This window comes from Pseudomonas sp. LBUM1656 (assembly GCF_059716065.1).
In genome coordinates, this window is record NZ_CP166800.1 from 1,523,463 (window position 1) to 1,547,755 (window position 24,293).

Here is a 24,293-nt window from a genome sequence, read left to right on the forward strand (position 1 = left end):
TGTGCCTGAAGCTTTTGTGCTCCTGAAGCAGGTCAGCCCATCATGTCCTTGACCATGCGCTCCTGCTCCATCAACTCACGCTGTCGGGCGTCGATACGCGACGACAGCGGGAAATTGCTGCCGGCCTTGCGCTTGGCGAAGTCCAGTTGCTGAATGGCCTGGCGATAGTCACCCACCAGGGCGAAATACTCTGCTCGAGCCTGATGCAGACCGATGATGTTGCCCGACAGCCCGCGCGTCTCGGCCACCTGATACCAAACGTCTGGATCGTCCGGGCGTGACTTGAGCAGGCCTTCGAGTGCCTTTTCGGCATCGGCTGCGCGGTTTTGTTTCAGCAGCAGATCGACACGCACTTGGTTCAGCGGATAGTTGCCGGGGTACTGAGTCAGCATCCGGTCAACCCGCGTTTGAGCATCGGGCAGACGATTGTTGGTGATGTCCAGGTCGACCTGCGCCAGGTTGTAGATGATCTCGTTGGGTGATTTGGCCAGCAGCAGCTTGAGGTTCTCACGAGCTTCGTTCAACTGGCCGCCCTTGATCTGGGCAATCGCCAGGCCATAACGTGCGACGTCGTTTTTCGGGTTCTCATCGAGTTGCGCACGGAAACGCTTGGCGCCCAGGCCAGGGGTTTCTTCATAGACCAGCTGAACGCGTGCACGAATCAACTGATAACGCATGGTGTCTTCGACGCCGCCCGGTTTGGCCTGTTCGGCGCGGTTGCGGGTGTCGGCGATCCGCGATTCGGTGACCGGGTGAGTCAGCAGGAATTCCGGCGGCTTGGCGTCGAAGCGGTATTGACGCATCAACCGCTCGAACATGGTCGGCATCGACCGCGGGTCGTAACCGGCCTTTTCCAGATTGAGGATGCCGATGCGGTCGGCTTCCTGCTCGTTCTGGCGCGAGAACCGGCGCTGTTCCTGGATCGCCGCCGCCTGAGTACCCGCAATCGCCGCGATCCCGGCGTCACCGGCACCGGCAGCCGCAATGACGATACCGGCCAGCAGGGCGGCCATCATCGGCACTTGCATGCGCTGTTGGGCTTCAACACCACGGGCAAAGTGGCGTTGCGACAAGTGAGCCAATTCGTGCGCCAGTACCGAAGCGTATTCGCCCTCGGTCTGGGCATTGAGGAACAGACCACCGTTGACCCCGACAATCCCGCCCGGTGCTGCAAAGGCGTTGAGCTGGGGGCTGTTGATCAGGATGAACTCCAGGCGCCGGTCATTAACCTGGCTGGTTTCCACCAGTCGGTAAACGCTGGATTCGACGTAATCCTTGAGCTGCGGATCGTTGAGCTGAGAGACCTGGCTGCGCAACAGTGCCAGCCACGCACGGCCCAATTGGTATTCCTGTTGCGGCGAGACAATGGCAGAACTGGCGTCGCCGAGTGACGGCAGATCGTCGGCGAAGCCCGGTGAGGCGAGCAGGCAAGCGAGCGTCAGCAGGGTAGGGCGCAAAAAAGTCATGCACAAAGCCTTAGTCGACAAAGACCTTACTGTAGCCGGACACTTGGCTTGGGACCAGATATTCTAGGCAACTCCACCACCTGACCCGGAGCGATGTAATGACCGACGTTGTAGCCCATGACGCCGAACTGGATGCCAGTGGCCTGAACTGCCCCTTGCCGTTGCTCAAGGCCAAGCTGGAGCTCAATCGATTGGCCAGTGGCGCGGTACTCAAGGTGATTGCCACCGATGCGGGCTCCCAGCGCGACTTTCGCACCTTTGCCCGATTGGCCGGTCATACGCTGCTTCGCGAAGAAGATGAGGCGGGTGTCTACCGCTACTGGTTGAAGAAAGCCTGAAACCTGCTGCGTTCATTTCTAAGGATTATTGATGTTCAAGGTGTTACGCGACTGGATTCAGCGCTACTTTTCCGATGAAGAAGCCGTGGTGCTGGCCGTGCTGTTGTTTCTGGCCTTTACCGCCGTGCTCACGTTGGGCGGCATGCTCGCACCGGTACTCGCCGGGATGGTGCTGGCGTACCTGATGCAAGGCCTGGTCGTCACCCTCGAACGCCTTCGCATGCCCGGCGGGGTGGCGGTGGGGCTGGTCTTCGCCTTGTTCATGGGCGTGTTGCTGGTGTTCATCATTGTCGTGGTGCCGTTGCTCTGGCATCAGCTGATCACGCTGTTCAACGAGCTGCCCGGCATGCTAGCCAAGTGGCAATCACTGCTGTTGCTGCTACCCGAGCGCTATCCGCATCTGGTGTCCGACGAGCAGGTGCTGCAGGCCATCGAGGTGGCGCGGGGCGAGATCGGCAAGTTCGGTCAGTGGGCGCTGACGTTCTCGCTGTCGAGCCTGCCGTTGCTGGTGAACATCATGATTTACCTGGTGCTTGTGCCAATTCTGGTGTTCTTTTTCCTCAAGGACCGCGAGATGATCGGCCAGTGGGTACGCGGTTATCTGCCGCGTGAGCGAGCGCTGATCACCCGGGTTGCCCATGAGATGAACCGGCAGATTGCCAATTACATTCGCGGCAAAGTCATCGAAATTTTCATCTGCGGTGGTGTGACCTACATCGGTTTCGTCGTGCTGGGGCTCAACTACGCGGCGCTGCTGGCATTGCTGGTGGGGGTGTCGGTGGTGGTGCCGTATGTCGGGGCGGTGGTGGTGACCGTGCCGGTCCTGCTGATTGCGCTGTTCCAGTGGGGCTGGAGCGATCAGTTCATTTACTTGATGGCGGTCTACGGGATTATCCAGGTACTGGACGGCAATGTGCTGGTGCCGCTGTTGTTCTCGGAAGCGGTCAATCTGCATCCGGTGGCGATTATCTGCGCGGTGCTGTTGTTTGGCGGGTTGTGGGGATTTTGGGGAGTGTTCTTTGCGATTCCGCTAGCAACCTTGTTCAAGGCCGTACTGGACGCATGGCCGCGCAAAGAGCCGGTGGTGGCGCCGTTGCTTTAACCGTCATCTCTAATTTTGCAGTGAGGCTGATGGCCTCTTCGCGGGCAAGCCCGCTCCCACAGGGTTTGCGTTAATCCTGTGGGAGCGGGCTTGCCCGCGATGACGTCGGAACAGCCGCCGATAAATTCAGGCCTTGTTCAACGCCTGTGCAGCCGCCAAAACCGCATCCACATGCCCCGGCACCTTCACACCGCGCCATTCCTGACGCAGCACACCGTCCTTATCAATAAGGAAAGTGCTGCGATCAACGCCCATGTATTCCTTGCCATACAGCTTCTTCAGCTTGATCACATCAAACAACTGGCACAGCGCTTCTTCCTTGTCGCTGATCAGCTCAAAGGTGAACGCCTGCTTGGCCTTGAAGTTCTCGTGGGATTTCAAGCTGTCGCGCGACACGCCGAAGACTTCGGTGTTAGCCGCTTTAAAGGCATCAAGCTGATCGCGAAAGCCCTGGCCCTGAGTGGTGCAGCCCGGCGTGCTGTCTTTCGGATAGAAATAGATCACCACTTGCTTGCCTTTAAGGCCTGCGAGGCTGACGGTCTGTCCATTAGTGGCAGGTGCTTCGAAGTCGGTAACCGGTTGGTCGATGGCAACGGCCATGAAAGCTTCCTTACATTGGGTTTTGTGGGCGCCACGGTTCGATCAGCGCGTCCAGGTTCAACGCGTCGGCGAAATCCAGGAACTGATCACGCAGCCAGCTGATCTGCACGCCGGCCGGCAAGGTCACGGTAAACGTGGCGTTGAGCATGGTGCCACCGGTTTGCGGCGCCTGATACGTGTCGCAGGTCAGGTTCTCCAGCTCGACGTTGTGGTCCATGAAGAACTGGCACAGCTCATTGATGATGTCCGAGCGATAGGCCGAGCTGACATAAGCGACGTAAGGCAAGGCCTGCGGACGATTCTCCAGCGCTGCGCTGCGCACCACGTTAACGGTGAATGCGTGCTTCTTGGCGAGGCCCGACAGGCTGCCTTCCAGGCGCGCCAGGGCGTCCCAGCTGCCGGAGATCTCGAGGATCAACGCGCTGCACTCGCCATGACGGGTCAGGCGGGAGGTGACCACGGCGCAGCGGTTTTCATGGCTGGCGCGGCACAGGACGTTAGTCAGCTCCATGGGGTTGGCGCCGAGGGCACTGATGACAAGGAATTGTTCGCGAACTGTGGGGGTGGACATGCAGCATTCCTAAAGCGATGAGCGGTCGATACTTTTACGGGCTTTTACTACCGGGGGCGAGCCTGCGGATGCGAATTCAGAAAACCCGGGCCGAAGGTTGCAACGTGCTCCATCAAGGCAGGAGCGAGGGGTGGCAACGCTGGATCGGGGCTTGTGATGCCGAAAATGGAGGCTGAAACCCGGCGTACTAGCTTGTCAGTACCGATCAAAGTCTGAAGGGTAGCGAAAAGCAGCGCCAAGGGGAATGGCAGCAGCGCAGTACTTTGCTTGTACAAGCATCTTGGCGCCAGTACCATTACCGCTCTCTTTTTCCGGCAGGAGCGGTTGCATGATTGCGGGCAGTATGGTGGCACTGGTCACACCCATGGATGCACAAGGTCGTCTCGACTGGGACAGCCTGAGCAAACTGGTGGACTTTCACCTGCAGAACGGCACCCACGCGATCGTGGCGGTCGGCACTACAGGTGAATCGGCCACCCTCGACGTGAACGAGCACATTGAAGTGATTCGTTACGTGGTGAAGCAGGTGGCAGGGCGCATTCCGGTGATCGCCGGGACCGGCGCGAACTCGACGCGCGAAGCGATCGAGCTGACCACCAATGCGAAGACCGCCGGCGCCGATGCTTGCCTGCTGGTCACGCCGTACTACAACAAGCCGACCCAGGAAGGCTTGTACCAGCACTTCAAGGCCATCGCCGAAGCCGTCGACATCCCGCAGATTCTTTACAACGTGCCGGGCCGTACGGCCTGCGACATGCTGACCGAAACCGTGATCCGCCTGTCGACCGTGAAAAACATCATCGGTATCAAGGAAGCCACCGGCGACCTGGCCCGTGCCAAAGCCATCATCGACGGCGTCAGCAAAGACTTCGTGGTGCTGTCCGGTGATGACGCCACCGCGGTCGAGCTGATCCTGCTCGGCGGTAAAGGCAACATCTCGGTCACCGCCAACGTCGCTCCGCGCGACATGAGCGACCTGTGCAACGCTGCCCTGAAAGGCGACGCCGTCACGGCCCGTGCGATTCACGAAAAGCTGATGCCGCTCAATAAAACCCTGTTTATCGAATCCAACCCTATCCCCGTGAAATGGGCATTGCATGAAATGGGCTTGATGCCGGACGGTATCCGTCTGCCGCTCACCTGGCTCAGCGCTGCCTGTCACGAACCGCTGCGGCAGGCCATGCGCCAGTCCGGCGTACTGGTTTAATTGAGGAAGCACTACGCATGAAGCGATTGGCCGGACTTTCCGCACTTGCCTTGATTATCTCCAGCACCAGTGGCTGTGGATGGGTCTGGGGCCCGGAAGGTTATTTCCGTGACCGTGGTAGCGATTACCTGGAAGCGCAACAGACTGCACCTATGCAATTGCCAACGGATGTCAGCACCGCCAAACGTCTGGATCCGCTGCTGCCGATCCCGCGTAACGTGGCCGATGACACCGCGAAGGGCGAGTACATCGTGCCGCGTCCACAGCCGTTGACGGCTGGGGCCGACGCCAGCGCCTACTCGCTGCAGAAGACCGGTGATTCGCGCTGGATCGTCGCCCAGAACCCACCTGCCGAAGTCTGGCCAGTGGCTGTGCAGTTCTTCCAGGACAACGGTTTCCGTCTGGACGAACAGAAGCCGCAAACCGGCGAATTCACCACCACCTGGCAGCATTCCGACGAACTGTCGGCAGCGATGGCCAAGCGCCTGAGCGCCGCCGGGGTCAGCACCGACAGCGAAACCCGCGTCCGGGTTCGTATCGAGCCGGGCGTGCAACGCAACACCAGTGAAGTCTACGTGGTCAGTGCCGAACGTCCTGCCGGCAGCACCGCCGACGTGGCCTTCACCAACCGTTCGGTCAACACTGGCCTGGACGCGGCACTGGTCGACGACATGCTCGCAAGCATGAGCCGCATCTCGGAGAAGGGCGGTTCGGTCTCGATGCTGGCTTCACGTGATTTTGATACGCCAAATCGTGTCAGCCTGAGTGAAGACGGCAGCGGCAACCCGGTCCTGAACGTCGGCAACGACCTGGATCGTGCCTGGTCGAGCGTCGGTCGTGCGCTGGAACAGGGCGAATGGCGCGTTGAAGACATCAACCGCAGCCTGGGTCTGTACTACATCAACCTCTCCGAAAAAGCCGAGAAGAAAGACGAGAAGCCTGGCTTCTTCAGCAGCCTGTTCGGCAGCGCGCCGAGCAAGGAAGAAGTTGAAGCCCGTGCCGAGCGTTATCAGGTTCGCCTGAGCAAGGTTGGCGAGAACGTCCAGGTCACCGTCGAGAAAAACATCAACACCGTGGCGCCGGCAGAAGTGGCGCGCAAAGTGTTGAGCGTTATTCAGGACAACCTGGGCTGATCACATGCGTTTTGCCGTTCTCGGCAGCGGTAGCCAAGGGAACGGCACGCTGATAGCCAGCGCTGACACGTATGTGCTGGTGGATTGTGGTTTTTCCCTGCGGGAAACCGAAAAACGCCTGCTGCGCCTGGGTGTGAACCCTGCGCAGTTGAGCGCGATACTCGTGACCCACGAACATGCCGACCACGTGCATGGCGTGGGTTTGCTGTCTCGGCGCTACAATCTGCCTGTCTACCTCAGTCGCGGGACCTTGCGCGGGATGCGCAAACCGATTGAACCGGCTGGCCTTCTGGCCGGCGGTGAGCAACTGCAGATCGGCGCACTGAGCATCGGCGTCATTGCCGTGGCCCACGATGCACAGGAACCGACGCAGTACGTGTTCAGCGACGGTGAGCGGCGCTTCGGCCTGCTGACCGACCTGGGCTCGTATTGCAACAAGGTGCTGGACGGTTATCGGGACCTCGATGCGTTGATGATCGAGTCCAACCATTGCCGAGACATGCTGGCTCGCGGTCACTACCCGTACTTCCTGAAGCAGCGGGTGGGCGGGGAACTGGGACATTTGAACAACCACCAGGCGGCATTCCTGGTGTCCGAGTTGGGCTGGCAAGGCCTGCAACACCTGGTCCTGGCCCATCTGAGCAGCAAGAACAACCTGCCGCAGCTGGCCCGGCAATGTTTTGTCGACACCCTTGGGTGCGACCCGGACTGGCTGCAACTGGCCGATCAAGATTCAGGGCTCGACTGGCGACACATCGCCTAGCCCACCTACTTAGCAAGCGGAGCCCATCATGGAAAAACGTGAAGAACTCTACCGCGGCAAAGCCAAATCGGTTTTCAAGACCGACGACGCTGACCGCTTGATCCTGCTGTTTCGCAACGACACCTCGGCGTTCGACGGCAAGCGCATCGAGCAGCTCGACCGCAAAGGCATGGTGAACAACAAGTTCAACGCCTTCATCATGCAGAAACTCGAAGCCGCCGGCGTGCCGACCCAATTCGACAAACTGCTGGGCGACAACGAATGCCTGGTGAAAAAACTCGACATGATTCCGGTCGAGTGCGTCGTGCGTAACTACGCGGCCGGCAGCCTGGTCAAGCGCCTGGGCGTCGAAGAAGGCATGAAGCTCAACCCTTACACCTTCGAACTGTTCCTGAAGGACGACGCCAAGGGCGACCCGTTCATCAACGAATCCCACGTCGTGGCTTTTGGCTGGGGCACCGCCGAGCAACTGGTTCGCATGAAAGAACTGTCGCTCAAGGTCAACGAAGTCCTGAGCAAACTGTTCGACGACGCCGGCCTGCTGCTGGTCGACTTCAAACTTGAATTCGGCGTCTTCTCCGACGGCTCCATCGTCCTGGGTGACGAATTTAGCCCGGACGGCTGCCGCCTGTGGGACAAGGCCACCGGCAAGAAAATGGACAAGGACCGCTTCCGCCAGGGCCTCGGTGACGTCATCGAAGCCTACGAAGAAGTTGCCAATCGTCTGGGCGTACCGCTTTAATCGACGCAAGCATCTGATAGCACGGAAAAATTTCGCTTAGGGGGTTCGCTTCCGGCGAAAGTGTTGTTATGATGCGCGCCGTTGGAGAGATGCCAGAGTGGCCGAATGGGACGGATTCGAAATCCGTTGTACCTTCACCGGTACCTAGGGTTCGAATCCCTATCTCTCCGCCATTATTGAATAAGACTAAGCCCCTGAAATTGTTAAAGATTTCAGGGGCTTTTTCGTTTCTGGCGTTTGGGTTAGGGCATTTTCAGGGAAAATTGCTCTCGTTCACTCGATGGAATGTGGAGTACGGATAATAAGCCGCGACTACGTACTTGGAGACGGTAAATTTACCGGAGATGGTTTGATTGCCGGTCTGGGTGTAGTCGCCCTCATGAGTGATCGGGCCCGCAATACGGACGCCACCGGGCTGATCAGGGTGGTGGTACCGCCATCGACGAGCGTGGCATTGAGGTGATGAGCAATGCTGTCGTACCCAATTAACGTACCATCGCGGTATGTTCGGCGGTGCAGGCTTTCGCGGTCAGCGTTGGTTGGGATTTGATCGCTGAACAGACCGGTGAGGACTGTCGTGCAGGCGTTGCGAGGCGACCATCCACAGGTTGTCGGGTTTGTTCATGATCGCCTTTGGGATTGATGCCCCGATAAGCGATGCAAGACTGGATCATGCGGCCACCAACTGACCACAACCGCAGTTCTCGTGCCGCTCGTAAGCGCGCTGAAGCTTGATGTCGTAAAGGTTTCGCTGATAGTCCGGCCCGTTGTAGAGCCTGGCGAACTCGACCCAATTGCGTGCCTTCAGTGCTTTGTATAAAACCGGGTCGGTTTCGATGAAGCGCGCGAACGCATCAAACTGCTGCGATTCATCCGCGCTCATGGCTGCAACGAAATCCTGCACGTTGGCGAATCCCAGTCGTTCCCAGTGAAAGCCCATGATCTGGAAGGCGCCCCATGACGCGGATTCCAGGGCGGCGATGTCATGAAGCACGCGAGCGCTGTACAGCCGCTGATGTTCGGCGCTACCACCGACGTAGCCACCGGCTTTCGGGTTGACGATGGCCGGGTGAGCGACAGCGAGTTGATCGGCGTGGTGTTTGAGGTCGGCGGGGTTATCGTTTGGGTGTCGAACTTTCGAAAGACGGCGGTACATGATGTGCCGCTCGAACAGGACCACCGGCTTGCCGCTGTAGAGAAAACCTCGGCCTTTTGATTCGACTTCGTTGACGGCGTAGAGGGTTGCCAGCGGCACATCGAGCCGTTGCGCGGCGTTGACCAGGTCGGCGTTTTTCAGTAGTTGCTGGCAGTCATTGCCGGCGAGCGCTGTCTGCGTTTTGTGGCCGGCGATGCCATCAGCCACCAGACCGATGCTCAGTTGATAAGCACGCACGGCCGCTTCGGTATTATCGGCGTAGTGCCCGTCAACGATCAGACGGGCGCCGTTGTTGTTCAGGGTGGTTTGCAGATGGCGTACCGCTTGCGAGCGGTCGCCGTGACGTAATGAAATCATTGTGAGGCCTCCTTGCGCTTGAAAAAATTCCTGGCTGCGGCGCGGGTTCCTTCCACGCCTACCAAGTCGATAATACCGCCAAAAAAAAGGTGCGGTAGACGCGGAAACACCGAGCAACGAAAGGCCATGGCCGGCCACTATTGTCAACGCACCGCAGAGTGGGGCTTCGAGATGCGTTTGAAGAGGCCGCCCCTGATTATCTGAAGATATGCAAGGAAACCAGGCACATCCCGCCCATTAGCTATCATGCAATAAAGAGCTAAATCACCGGATAGCGGGGGATAGCATGAACAGATGGCGGCGGCTTTGGTTGATTATCAAGCTGATAGCAGCTGTTGCGGCCTGCGTGGCCGTCGCTGTCCAGGCTTTTCTCTACATGCTGGAAAGCGCCGATGCCGTGCAAATTCACCCTTTGAGCATACTGGTTGCCGGGCTGATCTTTGGCTTTATAACTTTCGGACTGCTTTCACTGATTGAAAGGGGTGTGTCGGGATTGGTGGCCCAGATCATTTCCAGACCTCATGCCGAACCTCAGAGCGATGCCGGCGCAACGCCGGAGCGGCCACTGACCTTTCCAACTGAAGACCCCACTCATCTTGGAAACCCGTGACCCTGACGCTGGTAAACTTCGAATTAGAGCCGCCTGGACAAATCTCACAGCCATAATTCCGGCCTGACACAAACAAGCGAATCGTCCTACTTCGTACGCGGATACGTCCGAGATTGATCGAAGGTATATTCGTTTTTCAGCGAAGACATCAGTCATGACTTCGTGGTCGAGCAGGTGGCTGGACGTTACGCACCATCTTCTGGTTGATCGGTTAATCGATGATTTATTCCCTCAAGGAGGAGGTAGCGATGTACAGCGGCAGTGAAGAAGGTTTTCAGGGCGATGATCAGACCGGGGTGTCACGAGGTAAGCCAATGCCTGGGGATCTTCATCTCGATACCGGGCGGTTGGCCAACATTTTCAAAGCGCGAATAAAGAATACCGAGTGCCCGTTCTGTGAGCATGATGAGTGGGAGTTACCACTGCAGGTCGGGGCTACGGGCGTAGGGTTGCCTTGGGCATGTGGCAAGGAGTACTTACGTTCTGGCACACCGGCGGTGATGCTTAACTGCACGTACTGCGGATTCATTCGCCTGCATTCGCTCAGTGTGCTGGCAGATATCGTCGTCGAAGACGGCAGCAAAACCGTAGCGCTGGAGGTCTGCGATGAGTGAACCTTTTGTGCTGGTAAACCTTGATGAGCATTACCCCGACCGCTTCCCGAGCAACAAAAGGAGTGGCGGGGAAGAACATGGACGAAGACCACCAGGTCCTCCAGGAGAAAACCCATTGGAACCGCGTGTATCCAAACTTGAAACGCACATCGAATACGTCCGGCGTGACCTCGGTGACCTTCGCACTGATTTTCGTGAGCAGCGGCAAGAAGCTCGAACGGACTTTCGTCTGCTGTTCGGCGCTTTAATTACCGCCGCGCTGGGTTTGGCGGCGGTCATGGGGAAAGGATTCGGCTGGTTGTAAACGACGAACAAAAAACCGGCCAGGCGCCGGTTTTTTATGCAGTGGTCGAGCCGCCTGAATGCTTCATGCACCAAGACGGCTGCCAAACCCTCAAAACGAAGGCGGTGTTATCACCCAGATCACCACCGCATCCACCTCCCCAGGGTTTCCATAGCGATGGGGCTCCTGGCTCGAAAAGCTGAAACTATCCCCTTCATTCAGCTGGAAATACCGTTCCCCCACCCACAGCTCAAAACTTCCCGATAGCACGTACCCGGCCTCTTCACCTTCATGGCTGTAACTTTGCTGACTGTAAGTCCCGGGCGGAAACCGTGAATGCAGCATTTCCAACTGCCGATTCGGCTGCGGTGTCAGCAGCTGGTCCACAATCCCGTCTTCATAATGCACGCTCATCCGAGTGTGCTTGCGCACCACAACGCCGTTATCTTCAGGTGCCGTATTGCCCTCGCTGGCAAAGAACCACTGAATGGTCACACCCAAGCTACGAGCGATATTGAACAGCGCAGGAATGGACGGATAAGCCAGGTTCCGCTCCAGCTGGCTGATATACCCCGCCGTCAGCTCGCTCATCTGTGCCAACTCCGCCAGGGTCATGCCCCGACGTTTACGCAACCCACGAATCCGTGTGCCGAGAAAGTGCGGTGCTGCCGTAGCGCTGTCCTGTGTGGGCGCGCTGCTGGCAGGCGGCATCTTGCTGCTGTTGCTCATGGCGTGCTCCAAACCGGGGACTGTGTAAAAGCCCCGGAGTATAAAACAGCCTCAAAGTGTCCAGGCGACTTTCAAACCCTCGTAGATGGCTTCTTCGGCAGTGCGCGGAGCGAGGCAGTCGCCGATGCGGCGAAATTCCACCAGTCCTTGCAGTTCGGCGCCGAGGGTATCAACGGGTTGATGGCCCTGGCAGAGCACCAGTGTGTCGATGTTTTCGAAGAGCATCGGTTCGCCGCTGGCGGTGTGTTGCAGGTAGACAGTGTTGTCGTCGCAGCCATACAGGCGGGCGTAGGGGGTGATCGGGATGCCGAGTTTGTGCAGTTCGCCGGCCAATTGATCGCGCACGTACAGCGGCAGGTTTTCCCCGCAGTGGGTGCCGTTGACGGCCAATTGCACCTGGTGCCCGGCGCGAACCAGGCGCTCGGCGATGCCGGGGCCGATCCAGTCGGCGCGCCAGTCGACGACCACTACGGAGCGGCCGATTTGCACCTCATCGCGCAGCACTTGCCAGGCGTCGACGACCTGCAATTCGCCGCCGCGCTCGAAGGTTGGCCAATACGGTTCGGCGCCGGTCGCGACGATCACCATGTCCGGACGTTCGCGTTCGACCAGCGCCCGGTCGACGCGGGTGTTGCGTACGACGCGCACGCCGGCCAGTTCCATTTCACGTTGCAGGTTGGTGCTGGCGCCGCCGAATTCGGCGCGTCGAGGGAGCAATTGCGCGAGCAAGACCTGACCGCCGAGTTGCGAGCTGGCTTCGTAGAGGGTCACGTCATGTCCGCGCTGGGCGGCGACGGCGGCGGCTTTCATCCCGGCAGGCCCGCCGCCGGCAATCATGATGCGTTTGCGTTGCCCCGTCGGTTGCCGCTGGCCGAAGATCAGTTCGCGCCCGGTTTCCGGGTGCTGGATGCAGGAAATCGGCAGGCCTTTGTGGAAGTGGCCGATGCACGCCTGATTGCAGGCAATACAGGCGCGCACATCCTCGACGTGGCCGGTGTCGGTTTTGTTGGGCATTTGCGGGTCGCAGATCAGGGCACGGGTCATGCCGCAGACATCGGCCTGGCCGCGCGCGAGGATCATTTCGGCTTCCTGCGGCTGGTTGATGCGCCCGGTGACGAACAGTGGAATCGACAGCCCGGCCTTGAAGGTTCCGGCTTCCTTGGCCAGATACGCGGCTTCGATCGCCATCGGCGGCACGATATGCACCGCGCCACCCAACGACGCCGAAGTGCCGGCGACGATGTGCACGTAATCCAGAAACGGTTGCAGGGATTGCACGGCGGCCAGGGATTCATCCTCGGTCAGCCCTTCAGGATCGCGTTCGTCGGCGGAAATGCGCAGGCCGATGATGAAGTGTTCATCGGTGTTGGCGCGAACGGCGGCGATCACTTCGCGCAAGAAACGCAGGCGTTGTTCCAGCTCGCCGTTGTAGCCATCGGTGCGACGGTTGACCCGCGGGTTGATGAATTGCGCTGGCAGGTAGCCGTGGCTGGCGACCACTTCCACTCCATCGATTCCGGCCTGATACAGGCGCCGGGCGGCGGCACCGTAACCGACGACGATCTCATCGATCATCGCTTGATCCAGCGCCCGGGGCATCACTCGGAAACGCTCGTTGGGCACCGCCGAAGGCGAGTAAGCGACAGCGAGCAAGCCATCGCTGGACTCCATGATTTCCCGACCCGGATGGAAAATCTGCGACAGCACCACGGTGCCGTGAGCATGGCAACTGTCAGCGATTTTTCGATAGCCCTCGATGCACGCGTCGTCAGTGGCCATCAGCACGTGTGAGGTGTACCGGGCGCTGTCATGCACACCGGCCACTTGCAACACGATCAGCCCGACACCGCCTTCGGCCCGTGCGGTGTGATAGGCGATCAGTTGTTCGTTGACCAGGTTGTCGGTGGGCATCGAGGTGTCGTGACCGCTGGACATGATGCGGTTTTTCAGGCGTTTGCCACGCAGCTGCAAGGGTTCGAACAGGTGCGCAAAAGCAGGGGACGAGGTCGGCATGGGACGGGTACTCCAGGCAGGCTGAAGCCGAAAGGCCGGGTTTTCGGCGTTGTTATTATTTGCCTATAGAAATTTACCTGTAGTAAAAAATCAACTTGTTTTTTTACTATGCCTCGCAGTAGATTCATTTGGCGCCCGGACCTGGGGCAAACCTCACAACAATAAAAAAGGGTCACGTGGACGTTATTCGCGTGGCACCTGCAAGAGGAACCACTGATGAAATCGAATACGCTCAAGCACGGTTTTTATCCCTTGTTGCTGTCTCTGGCCATGGGCCTTGGCAGCGCTCAGGCAGCACCGGACATGGTGGTGGTGGGTTACGGAGGCGCCGGCCAGAAAGCCCAGGATGTGGCGTTTTTTCAGCCGTTCAGCGTCGCGGATCACAGCAAGCTGATCCAGAGTGAATACAACGGCGAGATGGCCCGGATCAAAGTGATGGTCGACACCGGCAACGCCGATTGGGACGTGGTGCAGATTGAAGGCCCGGACCTGATGCGCGGTTGCGACGAAGGCATGTATGAAAAACTCGACTGGAAAACCCTGGGGCGCGTCGAGCAGTTGATTCCCGATGCCGCGCAGCCGTGCGGTTCGGCAGCGCTGGTGTGGAGCGTGGCGATTGCCTACGACACGCAGAAGCTGGCGCAGGCCCCGACCTCGTGGGCCGACTTCTGGGATGTACAGAAAATTCCCGGCAAACGCGGGCTGCGCAAACGTGCGGTGTACAACCTGGAGTTCGCCTTGCTGGCCGACGGGGTGAAGGTCGAGGACGTCTATTCAGTGTTGAACACGCCGAAGGGTGTCGACCGGGCCTTCGCCAAACTCACCGAACTCAAACCCTATATCCAGTGGTGGGAGGCCGGCGCGCAACCGGCGCAATGGCTGACGGCCGGGGATGTGGTGATGACCTCGACGTATAGCGGACGTGTGGCCGCCGCCGCGCAAAGCGGCAGTCATCTCGGGCTGGTCTGGCCGGGCAGTCTGTATGGCATGGATTACTGGGCGATCATCAAGGGCTCGAAACATGTCGATCAGGCCAAGCGCTTTATTGCGTTCGCCAATCAGCCGGACGCCCAGGTCAAGTATGTCGAGCAGATCCCTTATGGCCCAACCAACACTGAAGCAGCAGCCAGACTGGACGGCAAACTAGCGCAATGGGTGCCCACCGCGCCTCAAAACCTGAAGGGCGCGCTGTCGATGGACGTGGCGTTCTGGGTCGATCACGGCGAAGAACTCGAAGAGCGCTTCAATGCCTGGGCCAGCAAGTAATCGCAAGCGGCTGGACGTTTCACCGCGTCCGGCCTTACTGTTTTGCGCAGTCGATCAGCCTGGAGAACCACAACAATGAACGAGATCGCCCACCACCTGCGCAGCGCGACGGAACAGCGTCTGCGCGAAGAGCTGGCTGCCTGTTACCGATTGATCGCGCACTTTCGCATGACCGATCTGATTTTCACCCACATCTCGGTGCGGCTGCCGGGGCCTGATCATCACTTCCTGATCAATCCGTACGGGCTGATGTTCGATGAGATCACTGCGTCGAATCTGGTGAAAATTGGCCTTGATAGTCGAGCTGTGGAGCCGTCGCCGTATCCGGTGAATCCGGCGGGGTTTGTAATTCACAGCGCCATCCACGGTGCACGTGAAGACGCGCAGTGCGTGCTGCACACCCACACTCGATCCGGTTGCGCGGTCGCGGCGTTGAAATGCGGGTTGTTGCCGGTGAACCAGATTTCCATGGAGTTCTATGGGCGGGTTGCCTACCACGACTATGAGGGCGTGGCGCTGGACATGAGCGAGCAGCAGCGTCTGGTGCAGGACCTTGGCGACAAGCCGGTGCTGATGCTGCGTAACCACGGTTTGTTGACCGTTGGCGAGACCGTGAGCCAGGCCTTCTTGCGCATGTATTACCTGGAAAAAGCGTGCGAAATCCAGCTCGCCGCGCAGGCTGCCGGTGAGCTGGTTTTGCCGCCGAGCGAGGTGTGCGAACACACCGAGCGTCAGTTTAATGATCCTGGCCGTCCGCTGGACGACGGCGAGCTAAGCGATCCGGATGCCATGCAGTTGGCCTGGGCGGCGTTGTTGCGATTGCTTGAGCGGGTGGCGCCGGGTTATCGGGACTGACCCGGTTTCTGGGGCGTGCAACTGACTAGAGACTTACGGCACTCTTGCTGTACAGTCGTTCAGCTCGCGGTTTGTCCAGCCGCGCCCTAAACGATTGATCCACGGAGAGTGTCGCGCATGAGTCAGGAAGCCCGTTTTTCCCGCATGGAGCCGGAGTTGCGCAAGGCCAACCTGATCGAAGCCACGCTGGTTTGTCTCAAGCGCCACGGCTTCCAGGGCGCGTCGATCCGCAAGATCTCCGCCGAGGCCGGTGTCTCGGTCGGGTTGATCAGCCATCATTATTCCGGCAAGGATGAACTGGTGGCGGAGGCCTACCGGGCAATTACCGGGCGGGTCATGAGTTTGCTGCGCGAGGCGATGCAGCACGCGGCGCCCACCGCCCGCGAGCGTTTGTCGGCGTTTTTCCGTGGGTCGTTCTCCGCCGAACTGCTCGACCCGCAACTGATCGATGCCTGGCTGGCCTTCTGGGGCGCGGTGCGTACGGCGGAGTCAATCAACCTCGCGCACGAGCATTCCTACGGTGAGTACCGCGGCATCTTGCGCAAAGTCCTGACCGAGCTGGCGCAGGAGGAGGGCTGGGAAAACTTCGACGCCGATCTGGCTGCCATCAGCCTCAGTGCGTTGCTCGACGGTTTGTGGCTGGAGTCGGGCCTCAACCCCGGCACCTTTACCCCAGAGCAAGGCATCCAGATCTGCGAAGCCTGGGTCGACGGATTGCAGGCCGGTGGTCGCCAACGGTTTTGCGTCCAGACGACGGGCTGTTGATCGGTCGTTCAGCTGCCGATACTCTCTGACGCCAAGGCAACACAACACTCTAATAAGAAACACGCCTTCGGGCATACGCGGGACACCTAGCGATGACTCCTCGGGTACTGATCGTCGATGACGATCCGCTGATTCGCGAACTGCTGCACGCCTACCTGTCCCAGGAAGGTTATGACGTGCATTGCGCGGCCACGGCGGAGCTGGCCGAAACCTTTCTGGCGAGCCAGGCGGTTGATCTGGTGATGCTCGATATCCGCCTGCCGGGCAAGGACGGCCTGACGCTGACCCGGGAGCTTCGGGTCCGTTCGGAAGTCGGGATCATTCTGATCACCGGGCGCAACGATGAGATCGACCGCATCGTCGGCCTCGAATGCGGCGCCGATGACTACGTGATCAAACCCCTCAACCCACGCGAGCTGGTGTCCCGGGCGAAAAACCTGATCCGCCGGGTTCGTCACGCGCAGGTGCCCCAACCGGTGGCGGCCATCGCAAAACCGGTCAAACAATTCGCCGACTGGGCGCTGGACACCGATCGCCGGCGGCTGATCGACCCCACCGGCAGCGAAACCCTGCTGACCCACGGCGAGTACCAATTGCTCAGCGTGTTCCTGCGCAACAGCGGCCATACCTTGAGCCGCGATCAGTTGATGGACCAGATCCGCAACCGCGAGTGGGTGCCCAATGATCGCTCCATCGACGTGCTTGTCGGACGCTTGCGGCGCAAGTTGCACGACGACCCGGCCGAGCCGCAACTGATCATCACCATCCACGGCGCCGGTTACCTGTTCACCGCCAGCGTGGCGGCCTGAGTTTTATGTGGCGAGTGTTCGCGTTGCTGCTGGCACTGGTCGCGAACAGCGCGATGGCGGCGCAAAAGATTCGCTACTGCGACTATCCGGTGTACCCGCCGATCTCGTGGAGCGACGGCAAACAGGTGCGCGGCCTGGCCCCGAGCGTGGTGAAAAACCTCTTTGAAAAACTCGGCTACGAAGTGGAAATCGTCGTGCTCGGCAACTGGAAACGCTGCCTGCTCGACGCCGCCGAAGGCCGGGTCGATGTGGTGTTGGCCTACAACACCGCGCAACGGGAGCAGAGCATGATTTTTTCCACGGTGCCGGTGCTGCGTGAAGAGGTCGCGTTGTTCATCAACCGCCAGCGCCCGGTGAAATTCGAGCGTCTGGTGGACCTGGCCAATTACCGTGGCGGATTGTTGTTTGGTGAAAGTTACGGCGTGGAATTCGACCGCTTGGTCGCACAGCACCAGAACATCGAGTGGGTCTCTGACAGCCGCCAGAACTTCGGCAAACTGATTCGTGGGCGCATCGACTTCATCACCTCGGAGCGACGCACCGGCGAGCTCTACGTCGAAAGCCTGCCGGGCGCGCAAGACATCGTCGCATTGCCCACGTCCTTGAGCGTGGACTACCTGCGGATTGCGGTATCACGCCGTTCCCCGCTGGCAAGCCGCATGCCGGACATCGATGCGCAACTCAAGCGCATGGTCGATGCCGGGGACGTCGACCGTTTGCTCAACGAAAGCGAAGTCACCTATCGCGACATGATCAACCTGCCGGCGAATTCGCCATGATCCGCGCTCGGCCCGGTGGACTGTTGCGGCGTCTGCTGCTGTTCATTTTGCTCTTCAGCCTGTGCTTCACCGTGCTGGCGAGCACCGTGCAGTTGTACTTCGAATACCGCCGGGAGATGCGTGACATCGACTCACGCATGGAGCTGATTCGTGCCGGGTATCTGGCCAGCCTGGAGCGCAGTCTCTGGGACTTGAACCAGGAGCAATTGAATGTGCAGTTGCGCGGTCTGGTGGATTTCTCCGATGTGGCGCGGGTGCATCTGACCAGCCCTGATTTCGATCTGCTGCATGGCAGCGCGGACCCGATCGGGCCACTGCGCATCGAGCGTTTTCCACTGGACTATCAGCCACCGTCCGGGCCGTTGCGGCATCTGGGGCAGTTGGAGGTCAGCACTGATCTGGGCGCCGTGCATCAGCGTTTGTACGCCACCGGTTTGACCAGCCTGCTTTGGATGAGCGTGTTTTTGTGCGGGCTGGCGGTGACGCTGTCGGGACTGTTTTATCGCTTGGTGACGCGGCACCTGCAAGTCATGGCCGGGTTTGCCCGACGCATCGCCGCCGGTGACTGGCATGAACCCTTGCAACTGGACAAACGCCGCAGCGCTGACGAGGACGAAATCGACACCGTGGCCCATGCGCTGGACGACATGCGCCGGGCGATCCTCAGCGACATTGATCGCCGGGAAAGCGATCGACTGGCCCTGCAAGACAACCGCGATGAATTGCTGCGAATGGTCGAGCGCCGCACTGCCAGCCTGATGCGCGCCAAGGACGAAGCCGAGGCGGCCAACCTCGCCAAGTCGCGCTTTCTGGCAACCATGAGCCACGAGTTGCGCACACCGCTGAACGGCATTCTCGGCATGGCCGAATTGCTGCGCGACGCCAACCTGGATGCGCGCGACGGCAAACGTCTGGATGCGCTGTACAAGGCCGGCGAAGGGTTGTTGTCGATTCTGAATGAAGTGCTGTATTTCGCTCGACTGGAGGAGGGCGTCAGCCACCCGGAGCCGGTGGATTTTTCGCTTCGGCAATTGCTGGATGAGGTGCTGACGCTGCTGGAACCGCGCGCGCTGAGCAACGACACGACGCTGCACTGCCGGATCGATCCGCAGGTCGCCGCCCGGCACCATGGTGCCGAACAATTCTTGCGTCAGGTGTTGAGCAACTTGCTGGCCAACGCGATCAAGTTCACCGAAGGCGGTCAGGTCAAAGTGGACGTTGCGCTGCTGGCTCAAGTCCCGGAACCGACCGGGCAACGGCTGCGTGTGAGTGTGACGGACAACGGCATCGGCATTGCTCCAGCAGTGCAGGAAAAGATCTTCGAGCGCTTCACTCAGGCCAGCGAGGAAGTGGCGCAACGATTCGGTGGCACCGGGCTCGGATTAGCCATTTGCAAACATCTGGTGCAGCAGTTGGACGGGCAGATCGGCGTTGAGAGTGAGGTCGGGCGGGGTAGTTGTTTCTGGTTTGAAGTGACATTGCAGCCGGCGTCTACCGGGTTTGCCGAGTTGCCAATGCACCACGAGCCCGGTCACGCGCTGAAGGTTCTGGTGGTCGAGGATGTCGCGCTGAACCGTGACGTGGTCAGCGGCTTGCTGCAACGGGACGGGCATCAGGTCTGGCTCGCCGAAGACGGTGAACAGGCCTTGATGCAATGCGCCGCGCAGACGTTCGATTTGATCCTGCTCGATGTGCACTTGCCGGGCATCAGCGGCGTCGAGTTGTGCATACAGATCCGCCGCACCGAAGGCCCGAACCGCCACTGCCGAATCTTCGCACTGACCGCCAGTGTGCAGCCGGCGCTGGTGCGCGGTTATCTGGATGCCGGGATGGACGGCATTCTCGCCAAACCGCTGAAGCTCGAGAACCTGCGTCAGGCGCTGGACGGGCATTCACCGACACCCGCGCCGCAGTTTGATGACGAGGCGATGGACTGGCCGCTGCTGGACACTCATCGCACCTTGCTCGGTGAACAGAAACTCCTGGGATTGCTGGCGGTGTTGCGCGATTCGATCAGCCAGCATCGCGAGGCGCTCACGGAAGCGATCGAGGCCGACGATTGCACCGAAGTCGCTCATCTGGCGCATCGCCTGGCCGGCAGCAGCGATTCATTGGGCTTTCGGGCATTGGCCACTGTGCTGCGTGCGCTGGAAGAGGCCGCGCAGGTCAACGACGAATCAAGGTTGCGGGCATTGGCGCCGCAGGTTCATGCGCACTTGCAGCGTTCGCAACAGACCCTGGCCGAGCTGCTGCACAGCTGACGTACAAGTTCGTTACGACTTTTTACAACTTCGATCTTTACGGTCAACGGGAGCTTACATGGCCTTCCAATAATCGAGGCAACCGCCACAGCGCGGTCTTCGAAGCTTATTGGAGATAATAATAATGAATGGCCGTAAAGCTGATCCTTCCTCGCGCCACGCGCACCTCGCTGATGGGGTGCGGACATGAGCGAATCTACCGAACGTAACGGCATCCATCTGACCCGCGCCCTGAAGAGCCGGCACATTTTCATGTTGTCCCTGGGCGGCGTGATCGGTACCGGGCTGTTCATGGGCTCCGGGGTGACGATCAATCAGGGCGGGCCGGTGGGGGCGATTCTGGCCTACCTGGTCGCCGGCTTCCTGATGTACCTGGTGATGGTGTGCCTGGGCGAGCTGTCCGTGCAAATGCCGGTGTCCGGCTCGTTTCAAACCCACGCCACCAAATTCATCGGGCCGGCCACCGGGTTCATGATCGGCTGGGTGTACTGGATGAGTTGGGCGACCACCGTGGGCCTGGAGTTCACGGCGGCAGGCATGCTGATGGAGCGCTGGTTCCCGACCATTCCGATCTGGTACTGGTCGGCGCTGTTCGTGGTGGTGCTGTTCGGCCTGAATGCGTTGGCGACGCGGGCTTTTGGTGAAGCGGAATACTGGTTCTCCGGGATCAAGGTCGCGGCGATCCTCGGTTTTATCGTGGTCGGCGTGCTGGTGATCTTCGGCGCGATCCCGCTGACCAGCGGTGCACCGGCGCCGATGATGAACAATCTGATTGGCGACTCGCTGTTCCCCAATGGCTTGTCCGCTGTGTTCGCGGTGATGATGACCGTGGTCTACGCCTTCCAGGGTTGCGAGATCATGGGCGTGGCCGCCGGCGAAACCGATCAACCGGAAAAAAGCATCCCGCGCGCCGTCCGCAACGTGGTGTTTCGCGTGTTGATTTTTTATGTGCTGGCGATCGTGGTGCTGTCGGCGATCGTGCCGTGGCAGCAGGCCGGATTGATGGAGAGTCCGTTCGTGCAGGTGTTCGACATGGTCGGCATTCCTTACGCTGCGGACCTGATGAACTTCGTGATCCTCACCGCGATTCTGTCGGTGGGCAACTCCGGACTGTATGCCTCGACGCGCATTCTGTGGGCGATGTCGAAGACCGGCATGGCGCCGAAAAGCCTGTCGCCGTTGAGCAAGCGCGGCGTGCCGTTGCGGGCGCTGAGCATCACCTTGTGCTTCGCGCTGGTGTCGTTGATGACCAGTTTTGTCGCGGCGGACACGCTGTTCATGGTGCTGATGGCGGTGAGTGGCATGTCGGGCACGGTGACCTGGATTGTGATCGCACTGGCGCAGTACAAATTCCGCAAGGCTTACCTGCGCGATGGCGGCAAGCTCAGCGATTTGAAATACCGCGCACCGTGGTTTCCGCTATTGCCACTGACGTGCATCGCGCTGTGCTGTTCGCTGTTTGTGTTTTTGGCGCTGGATGAGACGCAACGTCCTTCGCTGTATTGGGGCTTCGGGTTTATCGCGGTGTGCTACGCCGCGTATTTCCTGACTCAACGCAAGCGTCAGGCGGTGCTGGCGCCGAGCCTGCCAACCGTTTAAATCTTTGATTCAAAGCGCATTTCCTGTGGGAGCAAGCTCGCTCCCACAGTTGTTTGCGGCGGGCTGTAGGCAGTTGTTCGAAGTTGTAACAGTGCAATCCTCGCAGCGCCGATATTTTCTATTAAATCCTTTAAATACAAACAGATAGATTATTGGTAAGGCTGTTACAGCCAATTCTTTCGCCAATTGCCGTCTTACTGAACACTCGTTTAGTATGGCCTCAAGTCGCACCACCTCATGCCAAACACAATAATTCGAGGATTCGCATGACTACTCTCATTTCTCTGCTCTGCCAGGTAAAAGCCGGTGTGGCCTGGATCACGCTTGATCGCCCTGATCAGCGCAATGCGCTGGACATTCCGACCCTGAAAAACCTGCACGCCTTGCTCGATGAGTTCAACGCCGATCCCTCCGTTCGAGTCGTGGTGCTGACCGGTAGCGGCCGCAGTTTCTGCTCCGGCGCGGATCTCGCCGAGTGGGCCGAAGCCGAAGCCCGTGGCGCCCTCGAAAGCTACGGCTGGACCGAAACCGCCCACGCCCTGATGAGCCGCTTGTACAGCCTCGAAAAACCAACCATCGCCGCCATCAATGGCACCGCCGTCGGCGCCGGGATGGACCTGACGCTGTGCTGCGACCTGCGCATCGCCGCGCAATCGGCTCGCATCAAGGCCGGCTACACCAGCATGGCCTACTCGCCGGACGCCGGTGCCAGCTGGCATCTGCCGCGTCTGATCGGCACCGAGCAAGCCAAACGCCTGCTGTTCCTCGACGAGTTGTGGGGCGCCGACCGTGCCCTGGCTGCCGGCCTCGTCGGCGAAGTCTGCGCCGATGATCAACTGCACGATGTGACCACTGAATTGGCCACGCGCCTGGCCAACGGCCCGACGTTCGCGTTCGCCCAGACCAAAAAACTCATGCGCGAAGGCGCCCAGCGCAGCCTGCCGGAGCAACTGCAAGCCGAGCTCGCCGCCGGCCTGCTCTGCGGTCGCAGCGACGACGGCGCCGAAGCCTTGCGCGCCGCCATCGAAAAACGCCCGGCACACTTCAGCGGCAAATAAGCCCGCCGGCTTGCCCGAACATCTACTCAGCACATGAACAACAGGTAGCCCCATGAATTTCCAACTGACCCAAGAACAAGAAATGTTGGTGGACGCAGTACGCAGCTTTGTCGCCAAGGAACTGCTGCCTCATGAGGAAGCGGTCGACCGCGCCGACGACGTCTCCCCCGAATTGGCGGCACAGATTCGCGGCAAGGCGATTGCGGCGGGTTTCTATGCCTTCAACATGCCGGAAGAAGTCGGCGGTGGCGGCCTCGATTACCTGTCCCAGGCGCTGATCGAACGTGAACTGTCCAAGGTCTCGTGGGCGCTGCATGTGTTCGTCGCGCGGCCGTCGAAAATCCTCATGGCCTGCACCGGTGATCAGATCAACGACTACCTGCTGCCGTGCATCCAGGGCGAGAAAATTGACTGTTTCGCGCTGACCGAACCGGGCGCCGGCTCCGACGCCAACGCGATCAAGACCCGCGCCGTGCGCGATGGCGATGACTTCATTCTCAATGGCAGCAAACACTTCATCAGCCACGCCGGGCACGCCGATTTCGCCATCGTTTTCGCCGTCACCGACACCTACGATCACAACGGTAAACAGCGCAACGCCGTGACCTCGTTCCTGGTCGACCGCGACACACCGGGCATGACCATTCGCCGTGGTCCCAAGTGCGTAAGCAACCGCGGTTACCACACCTTCGAAATGTTCTTCGACGACTGCCGCGTCCCCGCCAATAAAGTGCTGGGCGAAGTCGGCAAGGGCTGGGACGTGGCCAATGCCTGGCTCACCGCCGGGCGGGTGATGGTCGCCGCCAACTGCGTCGGCCAGGCACAGCGCGCGCTCGATGTGTCGCTGCAATGGGCGGCGGATCGCAAGCAGTTCGGTCAGCCGATCGGCACCTACCAGGGCATCTCGTTCAAGCTCGCCGACATGGTCACGCAGATCCGCGCCGCTGAGCTGCTGACCTTGCACACCGCCTGGAAAATGGACCAGGGCACCATGACCGATGGCGAGGCCGGCATGGCCAAGTTGTTCGCCAGTGAAGTGCTCGGCAAGGTCGCCGATGAGGCGGTGCAGATCTTTGGCGGCATGGGCCTGATGGATGAATGCCCGGTGGAACGCATCTGGCGCAACGCGCGGATCGAGCGCGTCTGGGAAGGCACCTCGGAGATCCAGCGCCACATCATTTCCCGCGAATTGCTGCGGCCACTGTTGCGCTGATCCG

General features: G+C 59.9%; 24 protein-coding genes, 1 tRNA gene and 2 pseudogenes. 19 read left to right on the forward strand and 8 right to left on the reverse strand.

All coding sequences use genetic code 11. From position 1 onward, the window contains the following. Window positions 1–32 precede the first annotated feature (32 nt). Window positions 33–1,466 (reverse strand): M48 family metalloprotease, encoded by a 1,434-nt coding sequence (locus tag ACA072_RS06780; protein WP_497623716.1) that lies wholly within the window; start codon window positions 1,464–1,466, stop codon window positions 33–35. A 98-nt stretch (window positions 1,467–1,564) separates the two neighbouring features. On the opposite strand from ACA072_RS06780, the gene ACA072_RS06785 reads away from it, so the two are divergent. Together ACA072_RS06785 and ACA072_RS06790 are read left to right on the forward strand one after the other, a co-directional pair. Continuing rightward, complete coding sequence (locus ACA072_RS06785; RefSeq protein WP_497623717.1) at window positions 1,565–1,804, forward strand: sulfurtransferase TusA family protein; 240 nt, start codon at window positions 1,565–1,567, stop codon at window positions 1,802–1,804. 31 nt (window positions 1,805–1,835) lie between these two features. Beyond that, on the forward strand, window positions 1,836–2,906 hold the full coding sequence (locus ACA072_RS06790) for an AI-2E family transporter (RefSeq protein WP_497623718.1): 1,071 nt from the start codon (window positions 1,836–1,838) through the stop codon (window positions 2,904–2,906). Between the two features lie 126 nt (window positions 2,907–3,032). Here the strand turns inward: ACA072_RS06790 and ACA072_RS06795 are convergent, their stop codons facing one another. Together ACA072_RS06795 and ACA072_RS06800 are read right to left on the reverse strand one after the other, a co-directional pair. Then, window positions 3,033–3,506, reverse strand: a complete 474-nt coding sequence (locus ACA072_RS06795) for a peroxiredoxin (protein WP_497394791.1) — start codon at window positions 3,504–3,506, stop codon at window positions 3,033–3,035. Window positions 3,507–3,516: 10 nt separating this feature from the next. Next, complete coding sequence (locus ACA072_RS06800; protein ID WP_109628402.1) at window positions 3,517–4,077, reverse strand: glycine cleavage system transcriptional repressor; 561 nt, start codon at window positions 4,075–4,077, stop codon at window positions 3,517–3,519. A 328-nt stretch (window positions 4,078–4,405) separates the two neighbouring features. Between ACA072_RS06800 and dapA the strand changes: the two genes are divergently transcribed. From dapA to ACA072_RS06825, 5 genes are all read left to right on the forward strand, one after another. Then, window positions 4,406–5,284, forward strand: a complete 879-nt coding sequence (dapA, locus tag ACA072_RS06805; RefSeq protein ID WP_403098986.1) for a 4-hydroxy-tetrahydrodipicolinate synthase — start codon at window positions 4,406–4,408, stop codon at window positions 5,282–5,284. 17 nt (window positions 5,285–5,301) lie between these two features. Next, window positions 5,302–6,417, forward strand: a complete 1,116-nt coding sequence (bamC, locus tag ACA072_RS06810) for an NlpB/DapX family lipoprotein (protein WP_497623719.1) — start codon at window positions 5,302–5,304, stop codon at window positions 6,415–6,417. 4 nt (window positions 6,418–6,421) lie between these two features. Further along, window positions 6,422–7,180, forward strand: a complete 759-nt coding sequence (locus ACA072_RS06815; RefSeq protein WP_008153089.1) for an MBL fold metallo-hydrolase — start codon at window positions 6,422–6,424, stop codon at window positions 7,178–7,180. Window positions 7,181–7,208: 28 nt separating this feature from the next. Further along, complete coding sequence (purC, locus tag ACA072_RS06820) at window positions 7,209–7,922, forward strand: phosphoribosylaminoimidazolesuccinocarboxamide synthase (protein ID WP_008034929.1); 714 nt, start codon at window positions 7,209–7,211, stop codon at window positions 7,920–7,922. An 83-nt stretch (window positions 7,923–8,005) separates the two neighbouring features. Then, a tRNA-Ser gene (locus tag ACA072_RS06825) sits at window positions 8,006–8,095 on the forward strand. An 80-nt stretch (window positions 8,096–8,175) separates the two neighbouring features. On the opposite strand, the pseudogene ACA072_RS06830 reads toward ACA072_RS06825, so the two are convergent. The 3 genes and pseudogenes from ACA072_RS06830 to ACA072_RS06840 all read right to left on the reverse strand — a co-directional run. Next, a pseudogene (locus tag ACA072_RS06830) lies at window positions 8,176–8,492 on the reverse strand (hypothetical protein); the annotation flags it as partial. 100 nt (window positions 8,493–8,592) lie between these two features. Continuing rightward, a complete protein-coding gene (locus ACA072_RS06835; protein ID WP_497623720.1) occupies window positions 8,593–9,435 on the reverse strand; it encodes an N-acetylmuramidase domain-containing protein in 843 nt (280 codons plus the stop codon). Next, window positions 9,432–9,606 (reverse strand): annotated as a pseudogene (locus ACA072_RS06840) (phage holin family protein); the annotation flags it as partial. The gene ACA072_RS06835 and the pseudogene ACA072_RS06840, both read right to left, overlap by 4 nt. Before the next feature lie 115 nt (window positions 9,607–9,721). Here ACA072_RS06840 and ACA072_RS06845 point away from each other — a divergent pair. From ACA072_RS06845 to ACA072_RS06855, 3 genes are all read left to right on the forward strand, one after another. Then, the gene (locus tag ACA072_RS06845; protein ID WP_497623721.1) at window positions 9,722–10,045 is read left to right on the forward strand and encodes a hypothetical protein; all 324 of its coding nucleotides are present in this window, start codon (window positions 9,722–9,724) and stop codon (window positions 10,043–10,045) included. Window positions 10,046–10,293: 248 nt separating this feature from the next. Beyond that, window positions 10,294–10,659: a hypothetical protein gene (locus ACA072_RS06850; RefSeq protein ID WP_497623722.1), complete on the forward strand. Its 366-nt coding sequence runs from the start codon at window positions 10,294–10,296 to the stop codon at window positions 10,657–10,659. Beyond that, window positions 10,652–10,963, forward strand: a complete 312-nt coding sequence (locus tag ACA072_RS06855; protein ID WP_497623723.1) for a hypothetical protein — start codon at window positions 10,652–10,654, stop codon at window positions 10,961–10,963. Before ACA072_RS06850 ends, ACA072_RS06855 begins: the two co-directional genes overlap by 8 nt. Window positions 10,964–11,053: 90 nt before the next feature. Here the strand turns inward: ACA072_RS06855 and ACA072_RS06860 are convergent, their stop codons facing one another. Together ACA072_RS06860 and ACA072_RS06865 are read right to left on the reverse strand one after the other, a co-directional pair. Further along, window positions 11,054–11,653, reverse strand: a complete 600-nt coding sequence (locus ACA072_RS06860; protein ID WP_497624952.1) for a cupin domain-containing protein — start codon at window positions 11,651–11,653, stop codon at window positions 11,054–11,056. Between the two features lie 69 nt (window positions 11,654–11,722). Next, entirely contained in the window at window positions 11,723–13,684 is a 1,962-nt protein-coding gene (locus tag ACA072_RS06865; protein WP_497623724.1) for an oxidoreductase, read from the reverse strand. A gap of 216 nt (window positions 13,685–13,900) precedes the next feature. Between ACA072_RS06865 and ACA072_RS06870 the strand changes: the two genes are divergently transcribed. The 9 genes from ACA072_RS06870 to ACA072_RS06910 all read left to right on the forward strand — a co-directional run bounded on the left by ACA072_RS06870 (window position 13,901) and on the right by ACA072_RS06910 (window position 24,289). Beyond that, entirely contained in the window at window positions 13,901–14,950 is a 1,050-nt protein-coding gene (locus tag ACA072_RS06870; protein WP_497623725.1) for an ABC transporter substrate-binding protein, read from the forward strand. Window positions 14,951–15,025: 75 nt separating this feature from the next. Then, complete coding sequence (locus ACA072_RS06875) at window positions 15,026–15,805, forward strand: class II aldolase/adducin family protein (protein ID WP_497623726.1); 780 nt, start codon at window positions 15,026–15,028, stop codon at window positions 15,803–15,805. A 117-nt stretch (window positions 15,806–15,922) separates the two neighbouring features. Then, a complete protein-coding gene (locus ACA072_RS06880) occupies window positions 15,923–16,570 on the forward strand; it encodes a TetR family transcriptional regulator C-terminal domain-containing protein (RefSeq protein ID WP_497623727.1) in 648 nt (215 codons plus the stop codon). A 92-nt stretch (window positions 16,571–16,662) separates the two neighbouring features. Beyond that, the gene (locus tag ACA072_RS06885; RefSeq protein ID WP_497623728.1) at window positions 16,663–17,379 is read left to right on the forward strand and encodes a response regulator; all 717 of its coding nucleotides are present in this window, start codon (window positions 16,663–16,665) and stop codon (window positions 17,377–17,379) included. Window positions 17,380–17,384: 5 nt separating this feature from the next. Next, window positions 17,385–18,158, forward strand: a complete 774-nt coding sequence (locus ACA072_RS06890) for a substrate-binding periplasmic protein (RefSeq protein WP_497623729.1) — start codon at window positions 17,385–17,387, stop codon at window positions 18,156–18,158. Continuing rightward, a complete protein-coding gene (locus ACA072_RS06895) occupies window positions 18,155–20,419 on the forward strand; it encodes an ATP-binding protein (RefSeq protein WP_497623730.1) in 2,265 nt (754 codons plus the stop codon). The genes ACA072_RS06890 and ACA072_RS06895 overlap by 4 nt, the downstream gene beginning before the upstream one ends. A gap of 186 nt (window positions 20,420–20,605) precedes the next feature. After that, on the forward strand, window positions 20,606–22,018 hold the full coding sequence (locus ACA072_RS06900; protein WP_497623731.1) for an amino acid permease: 1,413 nt from the start codon (window positions 20,606–20,608) through the stop codon (window positions 22,016–22,018). Between the two features lie 266 nt (window positions 22,019–22,284). Then, on the forward strand, window positions 22,285–23,076 hold the full coding sequence (locus ACA072_RS06905; protein ID WP_497623732.1) for an enoyl-CoA hydratase/isomerase family protein: 792 nt from the start codon (window positions 22,285–22,287) through the stop codon (window positions 23,074–23,076). 52 nt (window positions 23,077–23,128) lie between these two features. Next, complete coding sequence (locus ACA072_RS06910; RefSeq protein WP_497623733.1) at window positions 23,129–24,289, forward strand: acyl-CoA dehydrogenase family protein; 1,161 nt, start codon at window positions 23,129–23,131, stop codon at window positions 24,287–24,289. The last annotated feature ends 4 nt before the right edge of the window (window positions 24,290–24,293 follow it).

What these genes read in the sequence shown, in the direction of transcription:
- ACA072_RS06900 (WP_497623731.1), top strand. Translation starts at nt 20,606, where the DNA reads ATGAGCGAATCTACCGAACGTAACGGCATCCATCTGACCCGCGCCCTG.
- ACA072_RS06865 (WP_497623724.1), bottom strand. Translation starts at nt 13,684, where the DNA reads ATGCCGACCTCGTCCCCTGCTTTTGCGCACCTGTTCGAACCCTTGCAG.
- purC (WP_008034929.1), top strand. Translation starts at nt 7,209, where the DNA reads ATGGAAAAACGTGAAGAACTCTACCGCGGCAAAGCCAAATCGGTTTTC.
- ACA072_RS06875 (WP_497623726.1), top strand. Translation starts at nt 15,026, where the DNA reads ATGAACGAGATCGCCCACCACCTGCGCAGCGCGACGGAACAGCGTCTG.
- ACA072_RS06850 (WP_497623722.1), top strand. Translation starts at nt 10,294, where the DNA reads ATGTACAGCGGCAGTGAAGAAGGTTTTCAGGGCGATGATCAGACCGGG.
- ACA072_RS06795 (WP_497394791.1), bottom strand. Translation starts at nt 3,506, where the DNA reads ATGGCCGTTGCCATCGACCAACCGGTTACCGACTTCGAAGCACCTGCC.
- ACA072_RS06910 (WP_497623733.1), top strand. Translation starts at nt 23,129, where the DNA reads ATGAATTTCCAACTGACCCAAGAACAAGAAATGTTGGTGGACGCAGTA.
- ACA072_RS06895 (WP_497623730.1), top strand. Translation starts at nt 18,155, where the DNA reads ATGATCCGCGCTCGGCCCGGTGGACTGTTGCGGCGTCTGCTGCTGTTC.
- bamC (WP_497623719.1), top strand. Translation starts at nt 5,302, where the DNA reads ATGAAGCGATTGGCCGGACTTTCCGCACTTGCCTTGATTATCTCCAGC.
- ACA072_RS06880 (WP_497623727.1), top strand. Translation starts at nt 15,923, where the DNA reads ATGAGTCAGGAAGCCCGTTTTTCCCGCATGGAGCCGGAGTTGCGCAAG.
- ACA072_RS06870 (WP_497623725.1), top strand. Translation starts at nt 13,901, where the DNA reads ATGAAATCGAATACGCTCAAGCACGGTTTTTATCCCTTGTTGCTGTCT.
- ACA072_RS06890 (WP_497623729.1), top strand. Translation starts at nt 17,385, where the DNA reads ATGTGGCGAGTGTTCGCGTTGCTGCTGGCACTGGTCGCGAACAGCGCG.
- ACA072_RS06800 (WP_109628402.1), bottom strand. Translation starts at nt 4,077, where the DNA reads ATGTCCACCCCCACAGTTCGCGAACAATTCCTTGTCATCAGTGCCCTC.
- ACA072_RS06845 (WP_497623721.1), top strand. Translation starts at nt 9,722, where the DNA reads ATGAACAGATGGCGGCGGCTTTGGTTGATTATCAAGCTGATAGCAGCT.
- ACA072_RS06835 (WP_497623720.1), bottom strand. Translation starts at nt 9,435, where the DNA reads ATGATTTCATTACGTCACGGCGACCGCTCGCAAGCGGTACGCCATCTG.
- ACA072_RS06790 (WP_497623718.1), top strand. Translation starts at nt 1,836, where the DNA reads ATGTTCAAGGTGTTACGCGACTGGATTCAGCGCTACTTTTCCGATGAA.
- dapA (WP_403098986.1), top strand. Translation starts at nt 4,406, where the DNA reads ATGATTGCGGGCAGTATGGTGGCACTGGTCACACCCATGGATGCACAA.
- ACA072_RS06885 (WP_497623728.1), top strand. Translation starts at nt 16,663, where the DNA reads ATGACTCCTCGGGTACTGATCGTCGATGACGATCCGCTGATTCGCGAA.
- ACA072_RS06905 (WP_497623732.1), top strand. Translation starts at nt 22,285, where the DNA reads ATGACTACTCTCATTTCTCTGCTCTGCCAGGTAAAAGCCGGTGTGGCC.
- ACA072_RS06855 (WP_497623723.1), top strand. Translation starts at nt 10,652, where the DNA reads ATGAGTGAACCTTTTGTGCTGGTAAACCTTGATGAGCATTACCCCGAC.
- ACA072_RS06860 (WP_497624952.1), bottom strand. Translation starts at nt 11,653, where the DNA reads ATGCCGCCTGCCAGCAGCGCGCCCACACAGGACAGCGCTACGGCAGCA.
- ACA072_RS06815 (WP_008153089.1), top strand. Translation starts at nt 6,422, where the DNA reads ATGCGTTTTGCCGTTCTCGGCAGCGGTAGCCAAGGGAACGGCACGCTG.
- ACA072_RS06785 (WP_497623717.1), top strand. Translation starts at nt 1,565, where the DNA reads ATGACCGACGTTGTAGCCCATGACGCCGAACTGGATGCCAGTGGCCTG.
- ACA072_RS06780 (WP_497623716.1), bottom strand. Translation starts at nt 1,466, where the DNA reads ATGACTTTTTTGCGCCCTACCCTGCTGACGCTCGCTTGCCTGCTCGCC.